Origin of the sequence: Pedobacter sp. Leaf176 (genome assembly GCF_001424305.1) — a bacterium.
Lineage (GTDB): Bacteria > Bacteroidota > Bacteroidia > Sphingobacteriales > Sphingobacteriaceae > Pedobacter.
On the sequence record NZ_LMPD01000005.1, the window covers coordinates 145,349 to 168,669 of the forward strand.

Here is a 23,321-nt window from a genome sequence, read left to right on the forward strand (position 1 = left end):
TTTTATATAATTTATAAAAAATTTAAACTGTTGTAAAGTTAATACTTAAAACGAAATTGACTAATGACTTTCGAATTAAGACTTAAAGAGCTGGCTCCTGCTGACTCAAGCAATGAAAACTGCCTAATCCCCAGATAATATCTACCGAATTGATGCCGATCACCTTTCTATCTGGGAAACAAGCTTGAATAATATCCAAAGCTTTTTGGTCGTTCACATCATCGAATACCGGAACAATTACTGCAGCATTTGCAATGTAAAAATTTGCATAAGATGCCGGCAAACGCGTATCATCATAAATTACGGGCGAGGGCATCGGCAACTCCACGATGTTTAGCGGTCTCCCATCTGTTAGTCTCATCGCTTTTAAGGCTTCTAAGTTCTCTTGCAGCAAAATATAGTTTTCATCTAACGGATTGCTTTCTACAACCGTTAAAACGGTATCTTCATTTACGAAACGAGTGATATCGTCAATATGTCCGTCCGTATCATCACCTATAATTCCGTCGCCTAACCATAAAACCTGTTCTTGACCATAATATTCAAGCAAATATTTTTCAATCTGCTCTTTGGTTAAATGTGGATTACGATTTTTGTTGAGCAAACAAGCCGTTGTTGTTAAAACTGTACCAGCACCGTTAAATTCAACAGAACCACCTTCCATCACAATATCTGGCGCGAACAATGGCAAACCGAAATGTTTTGCAATTTTTGTAGGTACCACATCATCCAAGTCAAATGGCGGATATTTTCCACCCCAGGCATTGTAACCCCAATCGACTACCGCTTTCTCATTTCCTTTAAGCAAAAATGCAGGCCCATGGTCGCGGCACCACGCATCATTCGTTTCGTTGAAATAGAATTCAATCTGGCTTAAATCTGCATCAACTCTCGCTAATTCAGAAGAAGCAAAAGCTTTCATTTCCTCATCCTTGACATTGATGCGAACTTTTTCGCCTTCGGCAACCGCTTTAATAAATTCACAATATGGCTTGTAAATCATTTCCATTTTCCCTGGCCAGCTCGCTTCTTTGTGCGGCCAGCTTAACCAGGTTGCTTCATGTTTAGCCCATTCAGCAGGGAACGCATAACCCTGTTGTTTAGGAGAATAATCGAATTGATTTAGATTTAAATACTCTTTAGGAGGGAAATTTGACATCAATTTTTGTTTTAGAAAATGAATGGTTCGTGAGGACACAAACCATGGATTTGGATAGTCGTCATCTCGACTGAAGCGCAGCGAAATGGAGCGATCTACTAATAAATACCTGAAGTTAGATTTCTCGACTCGTTTGCACTCCGCTCGAAATGACGATTCTAGAGATTTTTCGCTTTGAGCTTTGGTCTTTAGCCTTTAAGCTTAATCCCCATCAATATACCTCTTCGTAATTGGCTGATAAGAATCGATTCGTCTGTCTCTCAGGAAAGGCCAGTGTTTACGCATGAAGTCACTTTGGTCTAAATCCAGTTCCACAACTTCGGTTTCTTCTTGATCGTGAGAGGCTAGATAAAGTAATTTGCCCTGTGCATTTGTGGCAAAACTTCCACCCCAGAATTTCATACGACCTTCTTGCTCGAAACCAACACGATTTACACTTACAACAGGTACACCATTGGCTACCGAATGTGAACGCTGGATAGTTTGCCAGGCATTGTATTGATCTCGATTTGTTTCCTCATCCTGCGTGGTGTCCCAACCTATAGCTGTTGGATAAAACATAATGTCCGCACCCATTAAAGCAGTTATTCGGGAAGCCTCAGGATACCATTGGTCCCAACATATTAAAATACCGATTTTAGCAAACTTCGTTTCAAAGACTTTATAACCCAAATCGCCCGGAGTAAAATAAAATTTCTCATAATAAGCCGGATCATCAGGAATGTGCATTTTGCGATATTTCCCCAAATAAGAACCGTCAGCATCTAAAACAGCTGTTGTATTATGATACAAACCTTCAGCGCGTTTCTCGAACAACGAAGCAATTACAACAACGCCCAATTCTTTGGCGACAGTTTGCAAAGCATCCGTAGAAGGACCAGGAATTTTTTCAGCCAATTCAAAATTATCGTAATCCTCAACATCGCAGAAATATAATGAGGTAAAAAGCTCTTGCAAACATACGATTTGTGCACCCTTAGCAGCTGCTTCCCTTATCTTAACGATAGCCTTCTCTAAATTTTCCTGTTTATTTTTAGTACAAGTCATTTGTACCAAGCCAACTTTTACTTTCTTCATGTTCATGGAAATAATAAAATGACGGAATGATTAAAGGATAGAATGTTCGACTTACAGACCTATCCACTCATTCAAAACTCATTCATTCAAAATTTTCGTCAAAGTTACTATTTTGTTTAAATGTAGAATGGCATAATAGTGTAATTGTTTTAAGCAAGGTGAAATCATACTGATAAACTTTTATTCTGTTCCTAAAAGCACCCCGGAAACATTCCAGGCACTTGAACTCGAACCTTGCGGTGGTCCCATTGGAATGGTTACCTTAATGGTATGTTGCCCGGCCTTCAAATCGCCTAAACTGATGATATTCGGATTGGTTACCGTTCCGGGGCACCAGTTTGAACGACTTAAATCAGATGAAGATAAACCGCTTTCAAAATTACCAGAGGCGGGATTTGATAAGCGGTAAGAACCACAGTCCTGCCGCCATGGTGTAAAAGCAAAAGCTTCCTTTCCATCCAGCCAGATGGTATTTTTCCGAGGAACAAACTCATCACCACCACCCCAACCACCATGACCAGTTGTAAGGTAACGTAATTTTGCATCTTTAACATCTTTAGCCAATGTAAATGAAACCTCCAAACCCTTATCATTGCTAAACATGGTTGCGTATTCCTGTCCGGCCATTTCCATTACATTAGTAGAATTAAATAAAGGCATAATTATGGCTTTATCAGCCTTTTCCCTGCCGCCATTATGAAGGGTAATGTTTACAGAAACCTTGTGACCGCCCTTATCATAATTACCGATAAAAACCGCTACCCAAGCTTCTTTTCCATTCAGTAATGGAAATAATTCTGAAATGTCTTGTCTATAATAAACTTTATCTGCCCAGGTTTTATCTTTTAACTTCAGGTTATTGTATTTCCCGACACCAAAGGGCGTAAAAAACCGCATCAGTTCAATAACAGGATTATAGTTTGGCGTAGCCACAACACCCTGGTAAACTTTTCCATTACCATTGTCATAAACGGGCAAAACCTTTACCGAATTCTTTAGCGCGTCCATCAGGCTCGTTGGTTTATCCGTTGGAATAATAAAAACAGAACCTGTTCTATCGTAAGCATCGCCGTTAGATTGTTCCGTTACATCGACAAAAACATTTGGACTGGCCGGTACGTCGGGGAATTTAATTTTTCTGGCGATAACTGTTCCACCGGCAAATCGGAAAATAGAATCAGAGCTGAGTTTGTCTGTAAAATTGATGGTTTCGTTATTGAAAACGTTCAGCGTGGTAAACCTGCTTTTCCAAAGCAAATCTTTATATGTTAATCCATCTGTTGGTTTTTGTGCGCCTAAATCAATCGGTTTGTAGTTATTAACTTCTTCAATCTTTGTTGCTGTTACATAACTATTCCCATTTCGGACTTGTTCCAATACCAAACCCAGGTTCTGCCCTAAAACGGTCGGAGCAGCTTTAATTCCGGCATCAGTAGTGTACCACAATTCAATGGTATTGGAGTTTACAATTGTTTTTGCTTTTTTGCACGTGTAACCTAAAATCACTTTAGTTTCGCTACTAAATTCGAATGCCTGTTTAGCAATCGCTGTGCTATCAGCAGTAAAAATTTGATTGTTTTTACCTAAATCTGCAACCTGAAGAAGAATGTTTTCCGGTTTGTAAACAACACTTTGTTCGAATGGATATTTGGCATTGTTCGCTAATATAGTTTCAGTACTTAATACATTTTGCTTTGCGCTGGCAATCACAACTGTTGAATTTCTATCCCCTTTAGGTTTACCGTCTGCAGAGCGCCAGTAAACTATTTTGTAAATAGAATTAACTTTTAATGCCTTTTGCGCCTGAGCCAAAGCAGTAATAAAAAAGAAGAAGATTAGGATGTAAAGCTGTTTCATATTTTCAAAAACCCAAATATAAGCTATCGTTCCAATCTTTCCTCTACAAAAGCGAAGGGCAATAAACTCGTTACACCAGGTACTTTCAAAACAGCGCCATTTAAGCAGTAAAAAATAACTTCAATTGGCTTTTGCTGCTTTCTTTCGAATTCTACCATGACCTGCAAACACCCTCCGCAAGAGGTAACAGGGTTTAAAATTTCGAAATTATCGGTTTTCGCCGTAATCGCCATACTTTCAATAACCGCATCAGGATAATTGGCGCCTATTGAAAAAAGCGCAACGCGCTCTGCACATAAGCCCGATGGGTAAGCAAGATTTTCCTGGTTGCTACCTAAGACTATTTCTCCTGAAGCCAGACGAACAGCAGTTCCTACCCTGAATTTTGAATAGGGCGAATAAGAACTTGCCAAAGCCTTTTCTGCCTGTTCGCATAAGATTTTATCTGGGTTACTCAACTCCTCGATGCCAGTATATTCTTCAAAGCTTATACTTAATTTCGTTAAATTCATATCTTTATAAATCTATACCCGCTGGTCATATTTTTTTTTTATGGGGGGCGAACAATTTAGGTTATTTTTTGTAGTAATTATAAAAGATCGCTTTAATTAATTTTAAAGTTGGCTCCTTCATTTAAAAACACCAAACATAAGTAGCTTTGAATAAATACGTACGTAAAAGTCTTAAAGTTTTACTCTGGGTAATTGCCTCTGTAATCATTCTTGTTGTTGCCCTGGCACTTTCATTAAACATACCCGCTGTACAAAACTTCGTTAAAGGTAAGGCCATTAATTACCTTAAGAATAAAACAAAAACGGAAGTACGCCTGGAAAGCGTTAAAATTGCACTTCCGAAAGATGTTGTTTTAAATAAATTTTATATCGAAGATAGGAAAGGCGACACCCTTTTATATGCTGAAAAGCTGGCGGTCGACATCAGTTTATTTAAGCTTTTAAAAAACACTGTTGAAGTCAATAACATTGAGCTTAAAAACATACGCGCCAATGTAAAACGAATAAATCCGGATACCACTTTTAACTTTTCCTTTCTGGTTGATGCGTTTATGAGCGATCAGAAAAAACCTGAAGAAAAAGTAGATAAAGACACCACTTCCACCCTAAAGTTTTCTGTCGATAAAGTTTCCTTCGAAGATATCGGCATTACGTATCGTGATGACGTTGCCGGAAATGACGTAAAACTTTATTTAGGTGCTTTTAAAACCAAACTTAAGACTTTCGATTTAGCCGGACAGCATTATGTTATTAAGGATCTAACTTTAAACAACACTTCGCTTAGTTATCTTCAACAAAAACCGTTAACACAACTTGTTCAACACCTCACCAACAGCGTTGACAGTAGTCAGAAAGAAAACGGCAAACTACCATTGATAGAGGTGGAAAATTTTGCTTTTCGCAACGTAAAAGTGAATTATGATGACCAGATTTCCACAACAAAGGCGATCGCAGATGTTAATGAGCTGGGTTTGGTTAACCTAAAGGTTGATTTAACGAACAGTAAATATACCGTTGATGATGCGAAGCTTAATAAATCAAATATCCTTTTTGCCTTTAAACCGGCACCGAGCAACGATTTGAAAAAGGTTAAGGATACTGTTGTTACACAGAAGTCGTCTTTGGGACTAATTATTAAAAATATCAGCCTGGCGGATAATAATTTACAATTCGATAATCTAGGTGCAAAAGCCTCTCCGAAAGGAATGGACTTCAATCACCTGAAAATTACCGGATTAAATTTTGGTGCGGGTGATGTGAGTTATAGCGCCGATGGCATCAAAGCCAATGTTAAAAATGGTTCATTGAAAGAAAAAAGCGGCTTTGCACTGAATGAGCTCAAAGGAAACGCGGTTTACAATGACAGACAAATCAAGCTGACCAACTTTATTTTAAAAACGCCCAATACCAGTATCGAAAACGCAACGGAACTGAATTTTACCTCGATGGATGACTTGACCAAACACCCTGAACGGGTAAAACTGGCTTTGAGTTTGAAAAATACCAGCATTGGATTAAAAGATGCGGGATATTTCAGTGATGCCATTCCTGCAAATTACCGCAATGAAAAGATTAAGATCAATGCCGATGTAAACGGGTATATGAACAATCTGAATATTCCACGTCTGCAAATTACTGGTTTAAAAAATACGCAGATTGACATCAGCGGAACGGCTAAAGGTTTGCCAGACTTAAACAAGACCTTTCTGGATTTAAACATTAAAAAAATATATCTGACCAAAAGTGATATTTTAGTTGTCGTACCCAAGAAATCTTTGCCGCCGTCGATTGAATTACCAAATGTGATTAAGGCAAAAGGTAAATTCACAGGTTCGATGACGGATTTCAACACCAATATGAATATCCAGACGGATATGGGCGGTGCCATTTTAACCGCAGCAATGAAAGGTCCGAAAGGACGGGAAAGCTATAAGGCAAATGTTAATCTGAACAATTTTAATGTTGGCCGCTTATTGAAAATGCAGCCAAAACTAGGCCGGGTTACGGTTAAGGCCGATGTTGCAGGTACAGGTTTAGACCCAAAAAAAATAAATGCTAAGTTCAACGCACGTGTTCTAAGTGCTTATTACAATAAATATACTTATCGCAATCTGAATCTTGCAGGCACTTACGCCAACCAGAACGTGGCAATAAAGGGCAGTATGCCAGATAGCAATGCGAACTTCATTTTAAATGCCAAGGCCAGTCTCGCCGGAAAATATCCATCGGTTAAAGCCGATTTGAACCTGAAACAGCTAAATCTTCAGGCTTTGAATTTCAGCCCTACTGTTCTAAGTGCTGCTGGATTGATAAAAGTAGATTTAGCCACCGCCGATGCAGATTATTTAAATGGATCGGTTGATGTTACAGGACTGCAACTGGTAAAAGACGCGCAACGGATAAACGTAGACACAATTTCTGTCCTGGCAAAAACAACTGAAACAGCCAGTGAGTTAACCTTGAAATCAGAAGTTCTATCGGCCAAGATTGATGGTAAGTATCAATTAACAAAAGTGAGCAATGCGATAATAAATGAGATTAATAAATATTACGCATTCGGAGAAGTTACCCAAATCCCGGATCAGCGCTTGAGGTTCTTTGTCCAGGTTTATGATTCAAAATTATTGAAACAGTTTGTGCCTGAATTAACCGTTTTTAAACAATCGCAGTTTTATGGATTGATTGACACCCAAAAAGACAGCTTGCAGATAAAAGGAAATTTCCCTCAAGTGGTTTACGGGGATTTTAAGGTGGATACTACAGTGCTTAACATCAATAACGATAATAATAAATTAACCTATGGGTTGACTGTAAAAAGACTACAAAGCCCGTCCATTGCGCTCTTTAACACCGAAGTTAGTGGAGACGCAGCAAACAACAATTTGGGCATAAATATTTTCCTGCGGGACAGCCAGCTTAAAGACAAATATGTTATTGGTGGTACATTCCAGTCAATCAATAAAGATTTCAAATTTAGCCTGGATCCGCAAAAATTATTGCTCGATTATCAGAAATGGGTGGTTTCGCAAGATAATTACATACAATTCGGCAACTCTGGTATTCTGGTAAATCAATTTCAACTCAGCAATAGCGGCCAATCTTTATCTATAAATAGCAATCCAACACAGCCGAACGCCCCTTTAAACGTAGAATTTAAAGATTTTCAATTGGAAACCCTAACTAAATTTGCTGAGACAGATACCACATTGGTAGGCGGAAGATTAAACGGAACGGCAAATGTTAAAGATTTGGCATCAACGCCAAAATTCGAAGCAAACTTAACTATTGACCAATTACGTTATCAGAAAGACCAGTTAGGCACCTTAAGGTTGGCGGTAAACAACAATACTCAAAATGCTTTTGAGGTTAATCTGGGATTAACAGGGGTCCACGAGTTAAGGGTTAATGGTTTCTATTACACTGCACCGCAAAGCGCATTAGACCTGACGGTTAACATTGACAAAATTGAGATGAAGAACATCGAAAGTTTATCTCAGGGACAGTTAAAAAACGGAACTGGAACGTTAACCGGTGCGTTATCGGTAAAAGGCGCTTTAACAGCACCAAGAATTTTGGGCGATTTAACATTCAACAATGCAGGAATCAATGTGGCGTATGTGAATTCTTATTTCCGATTGCCAAATGAAAAAATATCATTTACAAGCGAGGGAATTGCTTTCAATAACTTCACGCTAATTGATTCTTTAAACCAGAAAGCGATTATTGACGGCAAGGTTTATACCACTGACTTCAAAAATTACCGTTTTGGTTTGGACGTCAGGATGAACAATTTCCGGGCGATTAATTCAACCGCAGCAGATAATGAAATGATCTATGGAACGGTTTTCTTAACCAGCAACATCAAGGTTAGAGGCGACCTGAACCAGCCTGATGTAAACATGACAGTAAATGTTAACAAAGGGACAAAATTCTTCTTTGCCTTGCCTGCCAACGATCCGGCGGTAATTGATCAGGAAGGAATTGTTCAATTTATAGACGCAGATGCACCACCATTTAATGGACAGCGCGCTTTAAAAGTGGACAGCATCAGCAAATCACCGGTTAAAGGAATAAACCTCGTTGCTGCAGTTAAGGTTGATCCAGAGGCAGAACTTAACGTTGTTGTAGACCCTTCAAACGGCGATGCTCTTAACATAAAAGGAGATGCAGACCTGAATGCCACAATGGATCCCAGCGGAAAAATCAGTTTAACTGGGCGTTATGAAGTGGTAGATGGATCTTATAATCTATCTGTTGGTCCGCTCGGAAAAAAAGAATTTAGAATTGTTAAAGGGAGTACCATCATCTGGACAGGCGAACCTACTACTGCAAATGTAAACCTAACTGCTATGTATGAGGTTAATGCGGCACCAATTGACTTATTAAATCAGCCGGATCTAGTTCAGGCTAAAACGAAAATGCCATTTCAGGTTTACCTGATGATGAAAGGTGAGTTGCTTAAACCAATAATTTCATTCAAAATAGATTTACCTGAAAATGAACGGGCAACAGAAATTGGAAGTTTAGCTTATACCAGACTTCAGAATGTAAACCGCGATGAAAGTGAGCTGAATAAACAGGTTTTTGCTTTACTTGCTCTAAACCGTTTTATTGCTAATAACCCATTCCAAAGCTTAGCCGGAGGTGGCGGAGGTGTATCTACACTCGCGCGATCGAGTGTGAGTAAATTATTAACCGAGCAGTTAAATAACCTTACCTCTGATTTAATTCAGGGCGTTGACCTTAACTTTGGTGTTAATTCATCGGAGGATTATTCAACCGGCTCATTGCAGCAAAAAACAGATTTGGAAGTTGGCTTATCTAAAAAATTATTAAATGATAGGTTAACGGTTACTGTGGGAAGTTCATTTGCATTGGAGGGTCCACAGGCACCAGGAGAAAAATCGACTAATATCGCCGGAAATGTGAATGTAGAATATGCCCTTTCGGCGGATGGAAGGTATCGTTTACGGGCTTACAGAAGAAATCAAAATGATATGATTGTGCAGGGCCAAATTATCGAAACAGGGTTAGGATTTACCTTAGTTGTGGATTACAACAAATTCAAAGAGATATTCCAGAAGAAAAGAAACAGAAGAACAAGAAACGTTGAACAGAGAGCACAAAATGAGAAAACTAATTAGACCTATTTTATTTTTATTGGCCTGTTTAGTTTATGCGGGCTGTAGTAGTACGAAATCACTTAAACCCGGACAGGTTTTATATACTGGAGCAGAAGTTAATATCAACCCGGATTCTTCGGGCAAAATTGATGATGAAAAGCAAGTAAAAGCCGACTTAAAAAGCAAAACACGGCCGCGCCCTAATAATAAACTGAAGCTGGCCATTTATAATTTTGCAGGCGAACCTAAAAAACCAAAAGGTTTAAGAAACTGGATCAGAAAAAAAGGCCAGGCACCTGTACTTTTAAGTGAGGTTAAATTAAAATATAACAATGATGTGTTAACAAGCTATCTGCTTAGTGAAGGTTATTTGCAGGCCGTTGTTACCGGAGACACCGTGGTGAAAAATAAAAAAGGAAAAGCCATCTACACGGCAGTTACGGGTGAAAGGTATAAAATCAATAAGGTAAATTTCCCACCGGATTCAGGTGTGCTGACTAACATTATAAATTCCAATAAAGACAAAACCTTACTAAAAGTTGGTGACTATTATGATTTGGACGTTTACAAAAATGAACGCGTCAGGATTGATAATGATCTGAAAGAAAGCGGCTATTTCTATTTTAGTCCTGATTACTTGATTATGCAGGTTGATAGTACGATAGGCAAAAATTTGGTAAACATCACAGTAAAGGTAAAAGATATAGCACCTGATGCCGGGTTGAAACCTTATACGATTAATAATATCAACATTTACCCTAATTATTCTATTCGAAGAGATAGTATACTTCGTCGATTGAAGCCTTTAGAATACCATGAATTTAATATTTATGATGATAGGAATACATTTAAGCCAAGGTTATTTGACCGGTTGGTCTTTTTTCAGAAAGGCGAATTGTATAACCGCAGGGATCATAACCAATCGCTAAACAGAATGGTTAATGTAGGCGCCTTTCAGGACGTCCGGGCTGAATTTCTACCTTTAGATAGCTTTAAAAACAACCAACTAGATTTAAATATCTATTTAACCCCTCTAAAGAAGAACTCACTTACCTTTTCTGTTACAGGAACTAGTAAATCGAACAACTTCGTAGGTTCAGAAGTTAAGGTAACGCAAACCACGAGAAATTTATTCAGGGGTGCAGAGCAATTAGATATTAGTGCGAGCGGTGGTTTCGAAACCCAGACAAGAGGAACCTCATTAGGCAGGAATTCACTTTCACTAACCGCTGAAGGCAAACTGACGTTTCCAAGGTTTATTATCCCATTTTACAAACCAAACAGCACAACTGCTTTTATTCCAAAAACAATCGCTTCGCTTTCCTACCAGATGTTAAACCGTGGTTCTGAATACACTTTGCATGCTTTCAAAGGCCAATTTGGCTATAACTTTAAAGAAAATCAATACAAAGAACATAATTTTAACCCCATATCTGTGAGTTACATATCTACCGGATTTACAGATACAATTATCAGAGATAGTATATTTAAAGCTAACCCACTATTAAGGACTACGCTAGAAAATCAATTCATTATTGGTAGCAACTACAATTTCACTTATACCAATCAAATGGAAGAAAACCGTAGAAACAACGTATATTTTTACGGTGGGGTTGAAACCGGCGGTAATGTTTGGGGCGCGTTTGTTCCCAAAGATGAGGAAGGCAGACGATCGATCTTTAATGTTCCTTTGTCTCAATTTGTAAGATTTGAAGCGGATTTAAGAGATTATTATAAAGTTACCAGAAATGTCGTATGGGCTAACCGGTTAAACCTAGGTTACGGTTATGCTTATGGAAACAGCACATCACTACCGTTTGTCAGACAATTTTTTGCTGGTGGAAGTAACGATATCCGGGCATTTCCAGCCAGAACATTAGGTCCGGGTACCTATAAAGTTCCTGAAGATGCGGTTTTTGCCGATCAGGGTGGCGATATCAAATTGATGTTAAACTCAGAATTAAGGTTTAAAATCGTTAGCATCTTATATGGTGCATTGTTTGTAGATGCCGGTAACGTTTGGCTACGTAAGGAAGATACAGGAATACCTGGCACAACAAATACGGGCAGACCAGGCTCTGAATTTAAACTCAAGAATGCGCTAAATGAACTTGCCGTAGGCACGGGAGCTGGGGTCCGTGTAGATGCAACTATTTTTGTAATCCGTCTTGATGTTGCATTTCCTATCCGTAAGCCATACCTGCCTGAAGGGCAACGCTGGGTATTCGACAATATTTCTTTTGGAAACAAAGATTGGAGAAGGCAAAATTTAATCTTTAATATTGGTATAGGCTATCCTTTCTAAAATTTATGAAATTAATTACCAGGATTAAAAATTTTTTCATTGCGCTTTATCATCTTTTTATAGCCGCAGGAAAGGGTTTTGCCGAAGACAGAATTACAAAACTCAGTGCTTCATTAGCTTACTACACTATTTTTTCGCTTACACCATTAATTATCATTGTCCTTTCCGCGGCCACTCTGTTTTTGGGCGACAAAAGCAACAGTGATACCCGAATTAAGTTTTTTGCACAAGTTACCAATATGGTTGGTTCTGATGCCGCAGCGCAAATCCAGGGCTTTGTTGAGCATTCGACTAAATCCGGTCAATCTACTATCGGATTAATCATCGGTATCTCAACGCTTATTATTGGTTCGACGGCAATTTTTATTGAAATCCAGGACAGTATCAACATGATATGGAAAGTTAAAGCAATTCCAAAAAAAGGCTGGCTTAAAATGCTGACCAACCGGTTGCTTTCCTTTTCGCTTATCGTATCGATGGGATTCTTGTTACTGGTTTCCCTGGTCATAAATAGTGTTGTTGTTGGATTAGGCGACAAATTAATTAACTTAATTTCAAAAACTAACATTGATGAGGTTGTACCCGTAGCAGACGATACAATGGGCTTAATAATTTACATTCTGAATAATGTAATTACGCTGGCCGCAGTAACCGCCGTTTTTACAGTCATATTTAAAGTTTTGCCTGATGTAGTCATCAAATGGAAATCTGCTATAATAGGCGCATTGTTTACCGCAGTGCTTTTTAGCCTGGGAAAATATTTAATTGGTATTTATATCGAAAAAGGTAATCCGGGTTCTGCATTTGGCGCTGCAAGTTCAATCATAGTGATACTGCTTTGGATTTACTATACATCAATAATTCTGTACTTCGGTGCAGAATTTACTCAGGCTTATGCAGAAAAATACGACGGCGGAATTAGCCCTAGCAAATATGCAGTGTTCACGAAAATCACTATAGTTGAGAAAAAGGTGGATGTATTACCTCCTCAACACCCCGAGGATACGATTGATGCGCCGGAAATAAAATCCTAGTTAAAGAATTCCTGTCGTAAATGGATTAAGCCGTTAAGCAACTTCATTAATTAGCTTTGGTTCTTCCTCAACCTCGTCTTTTTCCACACGCAGATTTTTGATAATATGCTGTTGCCGATCAGGTGTATTTTTGCCCATATAGTATTCCAGCAAACTTTTAATCGTCTGGTCTTTCAATATTACCGGGTCAAGCCTGATGTCTTTGCCAATAAACAAACCAAATTCATCAGGTGAAATTTCACCTAAACCTTTAAAACGGGTTATCTCTGGTTTATTGCCTAGTTTTTCTATTGCGTTCCGTCGCTCTTCATCACTATAACAATAAATGGTTTCTTTCTTGTTGCGAACCCTGAATAGCGGGGTTTGTAAAATGTATACATGCCCTGCTTTTACTAAATCAGGAAAAAACTGTAGGAAGAAAGTCATCATCAATAACCGGATGTGCATGCCATCTACATCGGCATCAGTAGCGATAACAATGTTGTTGTAATGCAAGCCCTCTAATCCATCTTCAATATTCAAAGCATGTTGAAGCAGGTTGAATTCTTCGTTTTCATAAACCACTTTTTTAGTTAATTCATAACAGTTAAGAGGTTTGCCTTTCAGACTGAAAACAGCCTGACAATCCACATCCCGGGATTTTGTTATTGAGCCCGATGCAGAATCACCTTCGGTGATGAACAAGGTTGTTTCGTATCGTTTTTCATGTGTGGAGTTAAAATGAACTTTGCAATCCCGAAGTTTTTTGTTGTGCAAGGATGCTTTTTTAGCCCGGTCATTCGCCAGTTTTTTAATGCCCGCGATATCTTTACGCTCCCTTTCTGATTGATTAATGCGCTTTAAAAGCGCATCAGCTACATCAGGGTTTTTATGCAGGTAATTATCGAGTTCCTTTTTAACAAAATCATTTATAAAGGTTGCTACAGATGGTCCCTCCGGTCCCATATTCTGAGAACCTAATTTTGTTTTGGTTTGTGATTCGAATACCGGTTCCTGCACACGTACTGAAATGGCTGCTATTATCGAAGAACGAACATCAGCAGCATCGAATTCCTTTTTGAAAAATTCGCGGATGGTTTTGACGACTGCAGCCCTGAAAGCTGCCTGGTGTGTTCCACCTTGCGTGGTATGCTGTCCGTTTACGAATGAATGATAATCCTCACCATATTGCTGCCCATGTGTCATGGCAATTTCTATGTCGTTACCAATCATGTGAATAATCGGATACCTTATCTCTTCCGGTTTATTAAATTTAGAAAGTAAATCGTAAAGTCCTCTTTCGGAAAAGTATTTCTGGTTGTTGAAGTTTATGGTTAGACCGGTATTTAAGAATACATAATTCCAGACCATGCTTTCTACAAAATCCGGAATGTAATGATAGTTTCTGAAAATGGTTTCGTCGGGATAAAAGGTAATGGCCGTACCATTTCGTTGAGTAGTATCAATTACCGGTTGTTCATTTACGATTTCACCTTTTGAAAATTCAACCTTTTTCGTTTTACCATCACGATAAGATTGTACTGTGAAACTCGTAGACAATGCATTCACCGCTTTTGTACCGACACCATTTAATCCGACCGATTTCTGGAAAGCATTACTATCGTACTTTCCACCCGTATTAATTTTACTTACACAATCTATAACTTTTCCAAGCGGAATACCACGGCCATAATCACGCACATTTATCTTTTGTTCTGAAACGGTTATTTCAATGGTTTTGCCGGTCCCCATTACAAATTCATCGATGGAGTTATCTACAATTTCTTTTAACAAAACATAGATCCCGTCGTCCTGAGCAGAGCCATCACCAAGTTTACCGATATACATACCGGGACGTAATCTGATGTGTTCTTTCCAGTCTAACGATCGAATACTGTCGTCATTGTAAATTACTTCTGCCATAAATATTTTTTACCTGCTTTGAAAACTTTGCTAAAATAGTCATTCCAAAAGAATTTATCTTCCCGGCAGAAGAAAGAAATATCAACAAAATTAGGAGGAAATTAATCCATTGCAAACTTAAAGCAACCCCGTCCCCGCCGATTTCATTTCAGCATAATTTCTGGATTTCGGATAGAAATAATTTCAAGTCATTGCCGTTTAGCCGGTCTGAGGCAATCATTAACTGCATCAACGCCTTAAATATTCCATAATTTCCATATCTTCAACACTTAATTTATTATCCCCTCCATGCAACAAAACAAGCAATTGTCGCTCTTCGATTTATCCATGATTGTGGTAAGTCTGGTTATCGGTATGGGCATTTTCCGTACACCCGTAAATGTTGCAGCAAAGGCGCAAATTCCCGAGTTGTTTTATCTGGCCTGGCTCATCGGCGGCTTTGTAGCCTTTTGTGGCGCATTAACTTATGCAGAAATTGGTTCCCGTTATCCAGTTACGGGAGGCTACTATAAAATTTTTTCCATTGCTTATCACCCATCCATCGCTTTTGCGATAAACTGTATTGTTTTGATTTCAAGTGCGGCATCAGTGGCAGCTATTTCAATAATCGGCGCTGAGTACCTTGGTAAAATCATTTTACCAGTTGAAATGCAGAACGAAACCTTTCGGGTCGCCATTGCCATTACCACCATTTTAGTTTTTTACCTTATCAATTTATTAGGATTAAAAGCAAGTTCTAAAACACAAAATGTATTAACCATTATAAAAATCGCCTTGATTTTGACATTGATTTGTGCTGTGTTTTTCGGCGGGCAGGAACAAACCACTACACCAGTATTTAAAACAGCGGGCGATCAATTACCAACATGGGCCGACTATGGAAAAGCTCTAGGATTATGCCTCATTGCAGTATCTTTTTCTTACGCCGGTTATGCGCAAACCATAAATTTCGGCGGCGAAGTTAAAGAAGCAAAAAAAGTAATTCCGCGTTCAATTATATTTGGGTTGACGATAATTGTTGCTCTTTACCTCATTCTAAACTATGTTTATGTTAAGGTTATTGGCTTTGAGGAACTAAAAACTGCAGAAAGCATTGCTGCCGTTCTGGCTTCAAAACTGTTTGGGCCTGCAGGTTTTAAAATGCTTTCAGTGGTTATTTTCATCTCCGTAATGGGCTATGTAAATGTAAATTTGTTAAGTAATCCGCGGGCAATGTTTGCCATGGGAGAAGAAGGCGCTTTACCCAAATTGTTCAGCAGAATAAACAGAAAAACAGACGTAATTACCTGGAGTTTAACCATCTTCACGGCAGTAGCGGTAGTAATTATCTTTTACGCTAAAACTTTTGACAAGATTTTAAACTATACGATTTTTCTGGAGAGCATCAGCATGGCCAGTTCGGCCGCCACAATTTTCATCCTTAGAAAACGCACAGCACATCTTGATAAAAAAACCATTTATACTGTCCCATTATATCCTATTTTGCCCATCATATTTATTGCTGCCTATACCTTTGTTGCTTTTAGTATTTATGCTGATGACCCAAATGCAGCACTTAACGGATTATATATTTTTATTGGATTTTTGATAATTTATTTCATTTCAAAATTGTTTAATAAGAAATAACTATTAAAGCATTTTAATGCTGATGGGTTCTGAAAGATCTGCTACGAAAAATCAATTTTGGAACCTGTATTACGAAACTATTTGCAAAATGACATAACCATTGAGATAATTTAATGAATAAAACACTCTCGCTAAAACAAGAAATTGCTTACGCTGCCGGTATGATTGGCTGGAGCACAATGACGAATATCATCATTGTGATGCTACCTTATTTCTACCTCCCACCAAGTAATGCAGGCCTGCCGCCATTAGTGCCACAACTTGTTTTTTTAGGTTTGTTTAACATTTTGTCGATTATTGCGGCATCGGGAAGATTGGTTGATGCAATTTTTGACCCGTTCATTGCCTCAAAAAGTGATGCAAGCACCAACCCGGACGGTCGCCGGATGCCCTTTATGAAACTGGCAATTGTACCAGCAATGATTTTCTGTGCATTGGTTTTTTATCCTGTTCAGAAAAGTGAAAGCCTGCACAATGCCTGGTGGTTAACCATTACACTATGCTTGTTTTTTGTATCAGTAACCACTTATATTATCCCTTATAATGCTTTACTTGCTGAAGTTACACACACGCCAAGGCAAAAAGTTAAACTCTCCAGTTACCAGCAAGTCGGTTTCGTAATCGGGATAATCTTATCAGCATGTACCAATAATTTCGCCGATCTGGTGCAGAGTAATTTCTTGGTTGCTAACCGTAGTGAAGCTGTTCAGATTGCCATTTGGGCTTTGTGTATCCTATCCGGACTTGTAATGTTAATGCCTGTTTTCTTTATTGATGAAAAAACATTTTCAGTAGCAAAGCCGACCCACATTCCACTTTGGCCAGCGATAAAAAACACGTTTAAAAACAGGAATTTTAAATATTACCTTATTTCTGATTTTGCCTTTTACACCGCTTTAAGCATCATTTCAAGTGGCTTATTGTTTTTCTGTACAGTTTTATTGGGTCTGCCAGAATCAGAAGGCGGAAAATTTATGGGTGCAATGGTCATGGCGTCTTTGTTATTTTATCCAGTTGTAAATTTCGGTTCAGTAAAAATTGGCAAAAAACCATTTGTTTTGCTGGCGTTTGGTGTGCTCTGCCTGATATTTGTAACCATTTTCTTTTTAGGGAAGCTGCCTCTTGGACCATACACCCAGATTTATATATTAGTTTTATCAGCATCTTTCCCGTTGGCCGCTTTGGGCATTTTACCAACCGCAATTTTAGCGGATATTGCGCAAAAAGATACATTGGAAACAGGCGAAAACCAGGAGGGCATGTTCTTTGCCGTAAAATATTTGTTTGTTAAACTAGGTCAAACTTTAGGCATCGCAATTTTTGCCATGCTTACCATTTACGGTAAAGACCCCGGAAATGACTTTGGATTGCGTTTAAATGGGATTGTAGGTTTTGGCTTGTGTTTAATTGCACTTTTATTTTTTAGCAGGTTTAAGGAAAATACAGAATGACCAGGATTTTAATGATTAAAGGATTCTAGGATTAAGGCTACAATAGCTGGCATCCCTATTTCCATTTTTCCAATTTCAATTACCTATTTTCTATTTTCGATTCCCGCTCTTTTCATTTCCCTAATTCCATTTCCCTTCCTACATTTTCAATCTTACATATATTATCGTATCTTTGCAGCGAAGCAGGAATAAGGGCTTGCCATTCTGAATGGCATATTCTCTCCGCAAGTTAGTCCTTCAACATATGATTGTTCTAGCTTCTTCGATAAATATTACACAGAAAAATACATGTTATTCAAAGAATTAAACCTCATTGAGCCAATCTTAAAGGCCCTTGAGACCGAAGGTTATACACAACCTACCCCGATACAGGAGCAATCCATACCAACAATATTAAAAGGAAAAGATTTATTGGGCTGCGCTCAAACCGGAACAGGTAAAACTGCCGCTTTCGCTATCCCGATGTTGCAATTATTGCATGAAAAGCACATCAACACCAAGGCAACAAAAAACATAAAAGCGTTGGTTTTAACGCCTACACGTGAACTTGCCATCCAGATTGAAGAAAGCTTCAAAGCCTATGGTAGTAACCTAAACTTACGTCGATTGGTAATCTTCGGCGGTGTAAATCAACATTCGCAAGTGGAAGCGCTTAGAAAAGGCGTTGATATTCTGGTGGCTACTCCCGGTCGTTTACTGGATTTAATGAATCAGGGATTTATCAGCTTAAATACCATCGAACTCTTCGTTTTAGATGAAGCGGATAGAATGTTAGATATGGGTTTCATCCACGATGTGAAAAAAGTAGTGGCTAAATTGCCTGCTAAACGCCAAACTTTATTTTTCTCGGCAACTATGCCTGATGAAATTCAAAAGCTAGCCAATACAATATTATCTAATCCAACCAAAGTGGAGGTAACTCCTATCTCTTCTACTGCGGAAACCATCGTTCAATCGGTTTATTTTGTCGACAAGCCGGACAAAAAGAAGTTATTAATCCATCTTCTGGAAGATAAGGATATACAAACCGCTTTGGTTTTCACACGCACCAAACATGGTGCGGATAGAATTGTAAAAGATTTAGCGCATGCGGGAATTAAAGCCGCTGCTATCCACGGAAATAAATCACAAAATGCGCGGCAGCGGGCTTTAACAGATTTTAAAGATAGAAAAATCCGTGTTCTGGTGGCTACAGATATTGCCGCCCGAGGTATTGATATCGACCAGTTATCTCACGTTTTCAACTTCGAATTACCGAATATTCCTGAATCTTATGTACACAGGATCGGCCGTACAGGTCGTGCCGGTGCAAATGGCATTGCCATTTCATTCTGCGATGCGGAAGAAAACGAATACTTACTAGACATTCAAAAACTGATAAAAATTACCTTACCAGTTGTTGATAACCATCCGTATCCACTAACCTGGGAAAGTATGCTGGCTAAAAACCAGGTAAAACGTAAACCGCAGGCACAATCTAAAGGTGGCGGCGGCGCTAAAAGAAATGGCGATGGAAATATGAGTGGCAAGCCCCGTAACGCCAGCAATAACAGACGATTCGGCGGAAATAGAAATAAAGCGAAAGCTTAAAGAAGAAAGCCTTAAAGAACAAAGATAAAGGAACAAAGATGAAGGATTAGGTGCAGAAGCTCAAAGCGGAAAAACTAAAGTTACCTTCTACTAATATGAAAACCCGGGTTATACAATTATAGCCCGGGTTTTATTTTTTATCCGTCGGCTGAAGCCGGACGGCAATGAATGGGCGAATAGTTTAATCCATTCTGCGAACGAATCGTCTTTGCGAGGTACGAAGCAATCCTAATGCGTTCGCTATGAACTTAAAGTTTTAAGATTGTCGTGAATAGCAATGACGGTGCACATAAAAAACCCTGAATTGATTGCTCAACTCAGGGTTCTTTATGTAAAAATTACAGGAAAGCTTTCAGCTTTAGTCTTTAACCTTTCAGCTTTAAAACTTAAACTACCACATTAATAATTTTTCCTTTAACAAAAATGATCTTCTTAGGCGATTTGCCATCTAAATATTTCATGAATTGCTCATCAGCTAACAAAATAGCCTCTACTTCGGGCTGAGCCAAAGTTAAACTCAGGTTGAGGTTCATTTTCATTTTTCCGTTAATGGATACCGGATAGGCAAATTCATCTTCCACTAAATGTTCAGGATTGAAAACCGGGAATTTGGTATAAGACAAACTTCCTGCATCGTTACCCAACTGAACCCAAAGTTCTTCGCAGATATGTGGTGCATAAGGTGATAAAATGACCACCATATCCTGCAAAATGCTTCGTTTATTACATTTTAAATCTGTCAATTCATTCACAGCAATCATGAAGCTCGATACAGAAGTATTGAAAGAAAAACGCTCAATATCGTCCTGCACTTTTTTAATGATTTTATGCAATGTTTTTAGTTCTGCTTTAGTGGGTTCTGCATCGGAAATAGTAAATTCCCAAGCCTCATTGTGGAATAACCGCCAGAATTTACGCAGGAACTTAAATACACCTTCAATACCGTTTGTATTCCAGGGTTTGCTTTGCTCCAACGGACCTAAAAACATTTCGTACATACGCAAAGTATCTGCACCATAACGCTCTATCAAATCATCGGGATTAACCACGTTGAATTTTGATTTCGACATTTTCTCGACCTCAACACCGCAGATATATTTACCAGATTCCAAAATAAACTCTGCATGAGCATACTCTTCTCTCCAGGCTTTGAATTTATTTAAATCTAGCGTATCATTTTCTACAATATTGACATCAACATGCAATGCCGTTGTTTTATATTCTTTTCTTAAGCCAGCAGAAACGTAAGTATTTGTTGGCTTGCCATCGGCGTCATTAACCCTGTATACAAAATTACTTCTGCCCTGAATCATTCCCTGGTTAATCAATTTTTTGAAAGGTTCTTCTTCTTTAGTATAACCCAAATCTTTCAAAAATTTGTTCCAGAAACGGCTGTACAACAAGTGACCTGTTGCATGCTCAGAACCACCAATATATAAATCAACTGCCTTCCAGTACTCAACGGCCTCTTTTGACGCAAATTCAACATCGTTATTCGCATCCATATAGCGGTACCAATACCAACTGCTTCCAGCCCAGCCAGGCATGGTACTTAGTTCGTAACTTCCCCCGTCTTTCGGACTCCATCCTTCTGCTCGCGCTAAAGGCGGTTCACCCGTTTCTGTTGGCAAATATTTATCAATTTCAGGCAAAATTAAAGGCAATTCTTCTTCTTTTATCAAGTAAGGTAAACCATCTTTAAAGTAAACCGGAATTGGTTCACCCCAATAGCGCTGGCGACCAAAAATCGCATCCCGCTGGCGGAAGTTAACCTTTGCTTTTCCCACTTTCTCTGTTTCCAGCCAGTTATTTAAAAATGGAACCGCTTCTTTATAGGTCAAACCATTGATGAAACCGGAATTGATATATTTACCCTCTTTAGTTGGATCGGCTTGCGTATCAATATCCTTTTGTCCATCCAAAATCTGGATAATCGGTAAATTGAAATGCGTTGCAAATAACCAATCGCGCTGGTCGCCACTAGGAACACCCATAACCGCACCTGTACCATAACCAGCAAGCACATAATCAGCAATCCACAATTGGACACGTTCGCCATTTACTGGATTAATTACATAAGTACCTGTAAAAGCACCCGAAACCGTTTTCGTATCCGCCATGCGGTCTAATTCCGATTTTTTTCTGGTTTGAGCAATATAATTCTCTACATCAGCTTTTTGCGCTGGTGTGGTTAATTCGGCAACCCATTCGTGCTCCGGTGCTAAAACCAAATAAGAAACACCAAAAATGGTATCAACACGCGTTGTAAAAACTTCTATAAAGGCCTCACCCCTTCCCTCTCCGAAGGAGAGGGGGTTAGAATCGCCTAACTTATCGACTGCTTTATCCGACCTCTTATCTAATTCTGTTTTTATTTTATTGAAAACATCACCCGAATTACTTAAAACTTCATCATTCGAAAAACGAATTACATCAAAACCTAATTGATTCAGCGCATCAGTTCTAGCTATGTCACTATCTTGATTTTCTACATGATATCCACCATCAACCTCAATAATTAATCTTTTATTTAAGCAAATAAAGTCAGCAATATAAGTTCCGATTGGATGTTGTCTTCTAATTTTATGACCTGTTTTATTATTTCTTAGTTCTTGCCAAAGTGCATTTTCAGCATCTGTCTGATTGCCTCTGTTAACTCTTGCATTTGTCTTTAATATCTCCCACAACAAAGGGTCCCCGGTTTCATAGCCGTAACCCATAGCTCCCTCTCCTTCGGAAAGGGTTGGGGTGAGGATTTTAAACTTTACACTTGCTCCAACACTTTTTCCAATCCAGTTGCGTTGCATTTCTTTAATTGGTTCCGGCCAATCTATGGTATCCAAACCTTGCAAAAGCCTGTCGGAATACGCAGTGATTCTCATGCTCCATTGCATCATTTTCTTTTGCTCAACCGGATAACCGCCACGTTCCGAAAAACCGTCTTTAACTTCGTCGTTAGCTAAAACTGTTCCCAAAGCAGGGCACCAGTTTACGGTACTTTCACGAAGGTAAGTCATGCGGTATTTCAATAACTCGATTTGTTTTTCCTCATCAGAAAAGCTTGCCCAATCGGTCGGTAAGAAAGATTTCACATCTTCATCGCAAATGGCTTTAACATCTGCTGTGCCGGATGCATTAAATTTCTCAATTAAAGTGGTGATGTCTTCTGCCCTATCATTTTCAATGTTGTACCACGAATTGAACAGCTGCATGAAAATCCATTGTGTCCATTTGTAATAAGATGGCTCGCTGGTACGCACCTCGCGACTCCAATCAAACGAAAAGCCAATCTGGTCTAACTGGCGACGATATGTTGCTATGTTGGCTTCGGTGGTAATCGCAGGGTGTTGGCCGGTTTGAATGGCATATTGTTCTGCGGGTAAGCCAAATGAATCGTAACCCATCGGGTGCAGAACATTAAAACCTTTAAGGCGTTTGTATCTCGAAAAAATATCTGATGCAATGTAACCAAGCGGATGACCAACATGTAAACCGGCTCCTGATGGATAAGGAAACATATCTAACACGTAGTATTTTGGTTTTTCGGAATTACTTTCGGCTTTAAACGTCTGATTATCTGCCCAAAACTTTTGCCACTTTTCTTCTATTTCTTTGAATTGGTAATCCATTGCAAGTTTTAAATTTTTAAAGTGGCGAAATTACGGAAATTAAGGGGTTTAGTAAA

At 38.8% G+C, this 23,321-nt stretch carries 12 protein-coding genes; 6 read left to right on the forward strand and 6 right to left on the reverse strand.

What is annotated here, in order from left to right:
* Window positions 1-82: 82 nt before the first annotated feature.
* From ASF92_RS15055 to ASF92_RS15070, 4 genes are all read right to left on the reverse strand, one after another.
* On the reverse strand, window positions 83-1,159 hold the full coding sequence (locus tag ASF92_RS15055; RefSeq protein ID WP_056094891.1) for an agmatine/peptidylarginine deiminase: 1,077 nt from the start codon (window positions 1,157-1,159) through the stop codon (window positions 83-85).
* Window positions 1,160-1,360: 201 nt separating this feature from the next.
* Window positions 1,361-2,236 (reverse strand): carbon-nitrogen hydrolase, encoded by an 876-nt coding sequence (locus ASF92_RS15060; protein WP_056095453.1) that lies wholly within the window; start codon window positions 2,234-2,236, stop codon window positions 1,361-1,363.
* 180 nt (window positions 2,237-2,416) lie between these two features.
* Entirely contained in the window at window positions 2,417-4,093 is a 1,677-nt protein-coding gene (locus ASF92_RS15065; RefSeq protein ID WP_056094892.1) for a PNGase F N-terminal domain-containing protein, read from the reverse strand.
* 23 nt (window positions 4,094-4,116) lie between these two features.
* Window positions 4,117-4,605, reverse strand: coding sequence for a cytidine deaminase (locus tag ASF92_RS15070; RefSeq protein WP_056094895.1), 489 nt, complete (start codon window positions 4,603-4,605; stop codon window positions 4,117-4,119).
* A 146-nt stretch (window positions 4,606-4,751) separates the two neighbouring features.
* On the opposite strand from ASF92_RS15070, the gene ASF92_RS15075 reads away from it, so the two are divergent.
* Genes ASF92_RS15075 through ASF92_RS15085 form a run of 3 tightly spaced genes read left to right on the forward strand, consistent with a single transcriptional unit; the run spans window position 4,752 to window position 13,067 of the window.
* On the forward strand, window positions 4,752-9,749 hold the full coding sequence (locus tag ASF92_RS15075) for a translocation/assembly module TamB (protein WP_056094898.1): 4,998 nt from the start codon (window positions 4,752-4,754) through the stop codon (window positions 9,747-9,749).
* A complete protein-coding gene (locus tag ASF92_RS15080) occupies window positions 9,733-12,033 on the forward strand; it encodes a BamA/TamA family outer membrane protein (RefSeq protein ID WP_056094901.1) in 2,301 nt (766 codons plus the stop codon). Before ASF92_RS15075 ends, ASF92_RS15080 begins: the two co-directional genes overlap by 17 nt.
* Window positions 12,034-12,038: 5 nt before the next feature.
* Window positions 12,039-13,067, forward strand: a complete 1,029-nt coding sequence (locus ASF92_RS15085; protein WP_056094905.1) for a YihY/virulence factor BrkB family protein — start codon at window positions 12,039-12,041, stop codon at window positions 13,065-13,067.
* Between the two features lie 33 nt (window positions 13,068-13,100).
* Here ASF92_RS15085 and ASF92_RS15090 read toward each other — a convergent pair whose 3' ends face one another.
* Window positions 13,101-14,969 (reverse strand): DNA topoisomerase IV subunit B, encoded by a 1,869-nt coding sequence (locus tag ASF92_RS15090; protein WP_056094908.1) that lies wholly within the window; start codon window positions 14,967-14,969, stop codon window positions 13,101-13,103.
* A 288-nt stretch (window positions 14,970-15,257) separates the two neighbouring features.
* On the opposite strand from ASF92_RS15090, the gene ASF92_RS15095 reads away from it, so the two are divergent.
* The 3 genes from ASF92_RS15095 (at window position 15,258) to ASF92_RS15105 (ending at window position 19,636) form a co-directional block, all read left to right on the forward strand.
* Window positions 15,258-16,595, forward strand: a complete 1,338-nt coding sequence (locus ASF92_RS15095) for an APC family permease (protein WP_056094911.1) — start codon at window positions 15,258-15,260, stop codon at window positions 16,593-16,595.
* 113 nt (window positions 16,596-16,708) lie between these two features.
* Complete coding sequence (locus tag ASF92_RS15100; protein WP_056094912.1) at window positions 16,709-18,046, forward strand: MFS transporter; 1,338 nt, start codon at window positions 16,709-16,711, stop codon at window positions 18,044-18,046.
* A 288-nt stretch (window positions 18,047-18,334) separates the two neighbouring features.
* Window positions 18,335-19,636 carry a DEAD/DEAH box helicase gene (locus ASF92_RS15105; protein ID WP_056094915.1) on the forward strand — a complete coding sequence of 434 codons (1,302 nt, stop codon included), beginning with the start codon at window positions 18,335-18,337 and terminating at the stop codon, window positions 19,634-19,636.
* Window positions 19,637-20,022: 386 nt separating this feature from the next.
* On the opposite strand, the gene leuS is transcribed toward ASF92_RS15105, so the two are convergent.
* Window positions 20,023-23,265 carry a leucine--tRNA ligase gene (gene leuS, locus ASF92_RS15110; protein ID WP_056094918.1) on the reverse strand — a complete coding sequence of 1,081 codons (3,243 nt, stop codon included), beginning with the start codon at window positions 23,263-23,265 and terminating at the stop codon, window positions 20,023-20,025.
* Between the last annotated feature and the right edge of the window lie 56 nt (window positions 23,266-23,321).

Coding starts and splice junctions, on each gene's coding strand:
- ASF92_RS15085 (WP_056094905.1), top strand. CDS start 12,039: ATGAAATTAATTACCAGGATTAAAAATTTTTTCATTGCGCTTTATCAT.
- leuS (WP_056094918.1), bottom strand. CDS start 23,265: ATGGATTACCAATTCAAAGAAATAGAAGAAAAGTGGCAAAAGTTTTGG.
- ASF92_RS15100 (WP_056094912.1), top strand. CDS start 16,709: ATGAATAAAACACTCTCGCTAAAACAAGAAATTGCTTACGCTGCCGGT.
- ASF92_RS15060 (WP_056095453.1), bottom strand. CDS start 2,236: ATGAAGAAAGTAAAAGTTGGCTTGGTACAAATGACTTGTACTAAAAAT.
- ASF92_RS15070 (WP_056094895.1), bottom strand. CDS start 4,605: ATGAATTTAACGAAATTAAGTATAAGCTTTGAAGAATATACTGGCATC.
- ASF92_RS15055 (WP_056094891.1), bottom strand. CDS start 1,159: ATGTCAAATTTCCCTCCTAAAGAGTATTTAAATCTAAATCAATTCGAT.
- ASF92_RS15080 (WP_056094901.1), top strand. CDS start 9,733: ATGAGAAAACTAATTAGACCTATTTTATTTTTATTGGCCTGTTTAGTT.
- ASF92_RS15065 (WP_056094892.1), bottom strand. CDS start 4,093: ATGAAACAGCTTTACATCCTAATCTTCTTCTTTTTTATTACTGCTTTG.
- ASF92_RS15090 (WP_056094908.1), bottom strand. CDS start 14,969: ATGGCAGAAGTAATTTACAATGACGACAGTATTCGATCGTTAGACTGG.
- ASF92_RS15105 (WP_056094915.1), top strand. CDS start 18,335: ATGTTATTCAAAGAATTAAACCTCATTGAGCCAATCTTAAAGGCCCTT.
- ASF92_RS15095 (WP_056094911.1), top strand. CDS start 15,258: ATGCAACAAAACAAGCAATTGTCGCTCTTCGATTTATCCATGATTGTG.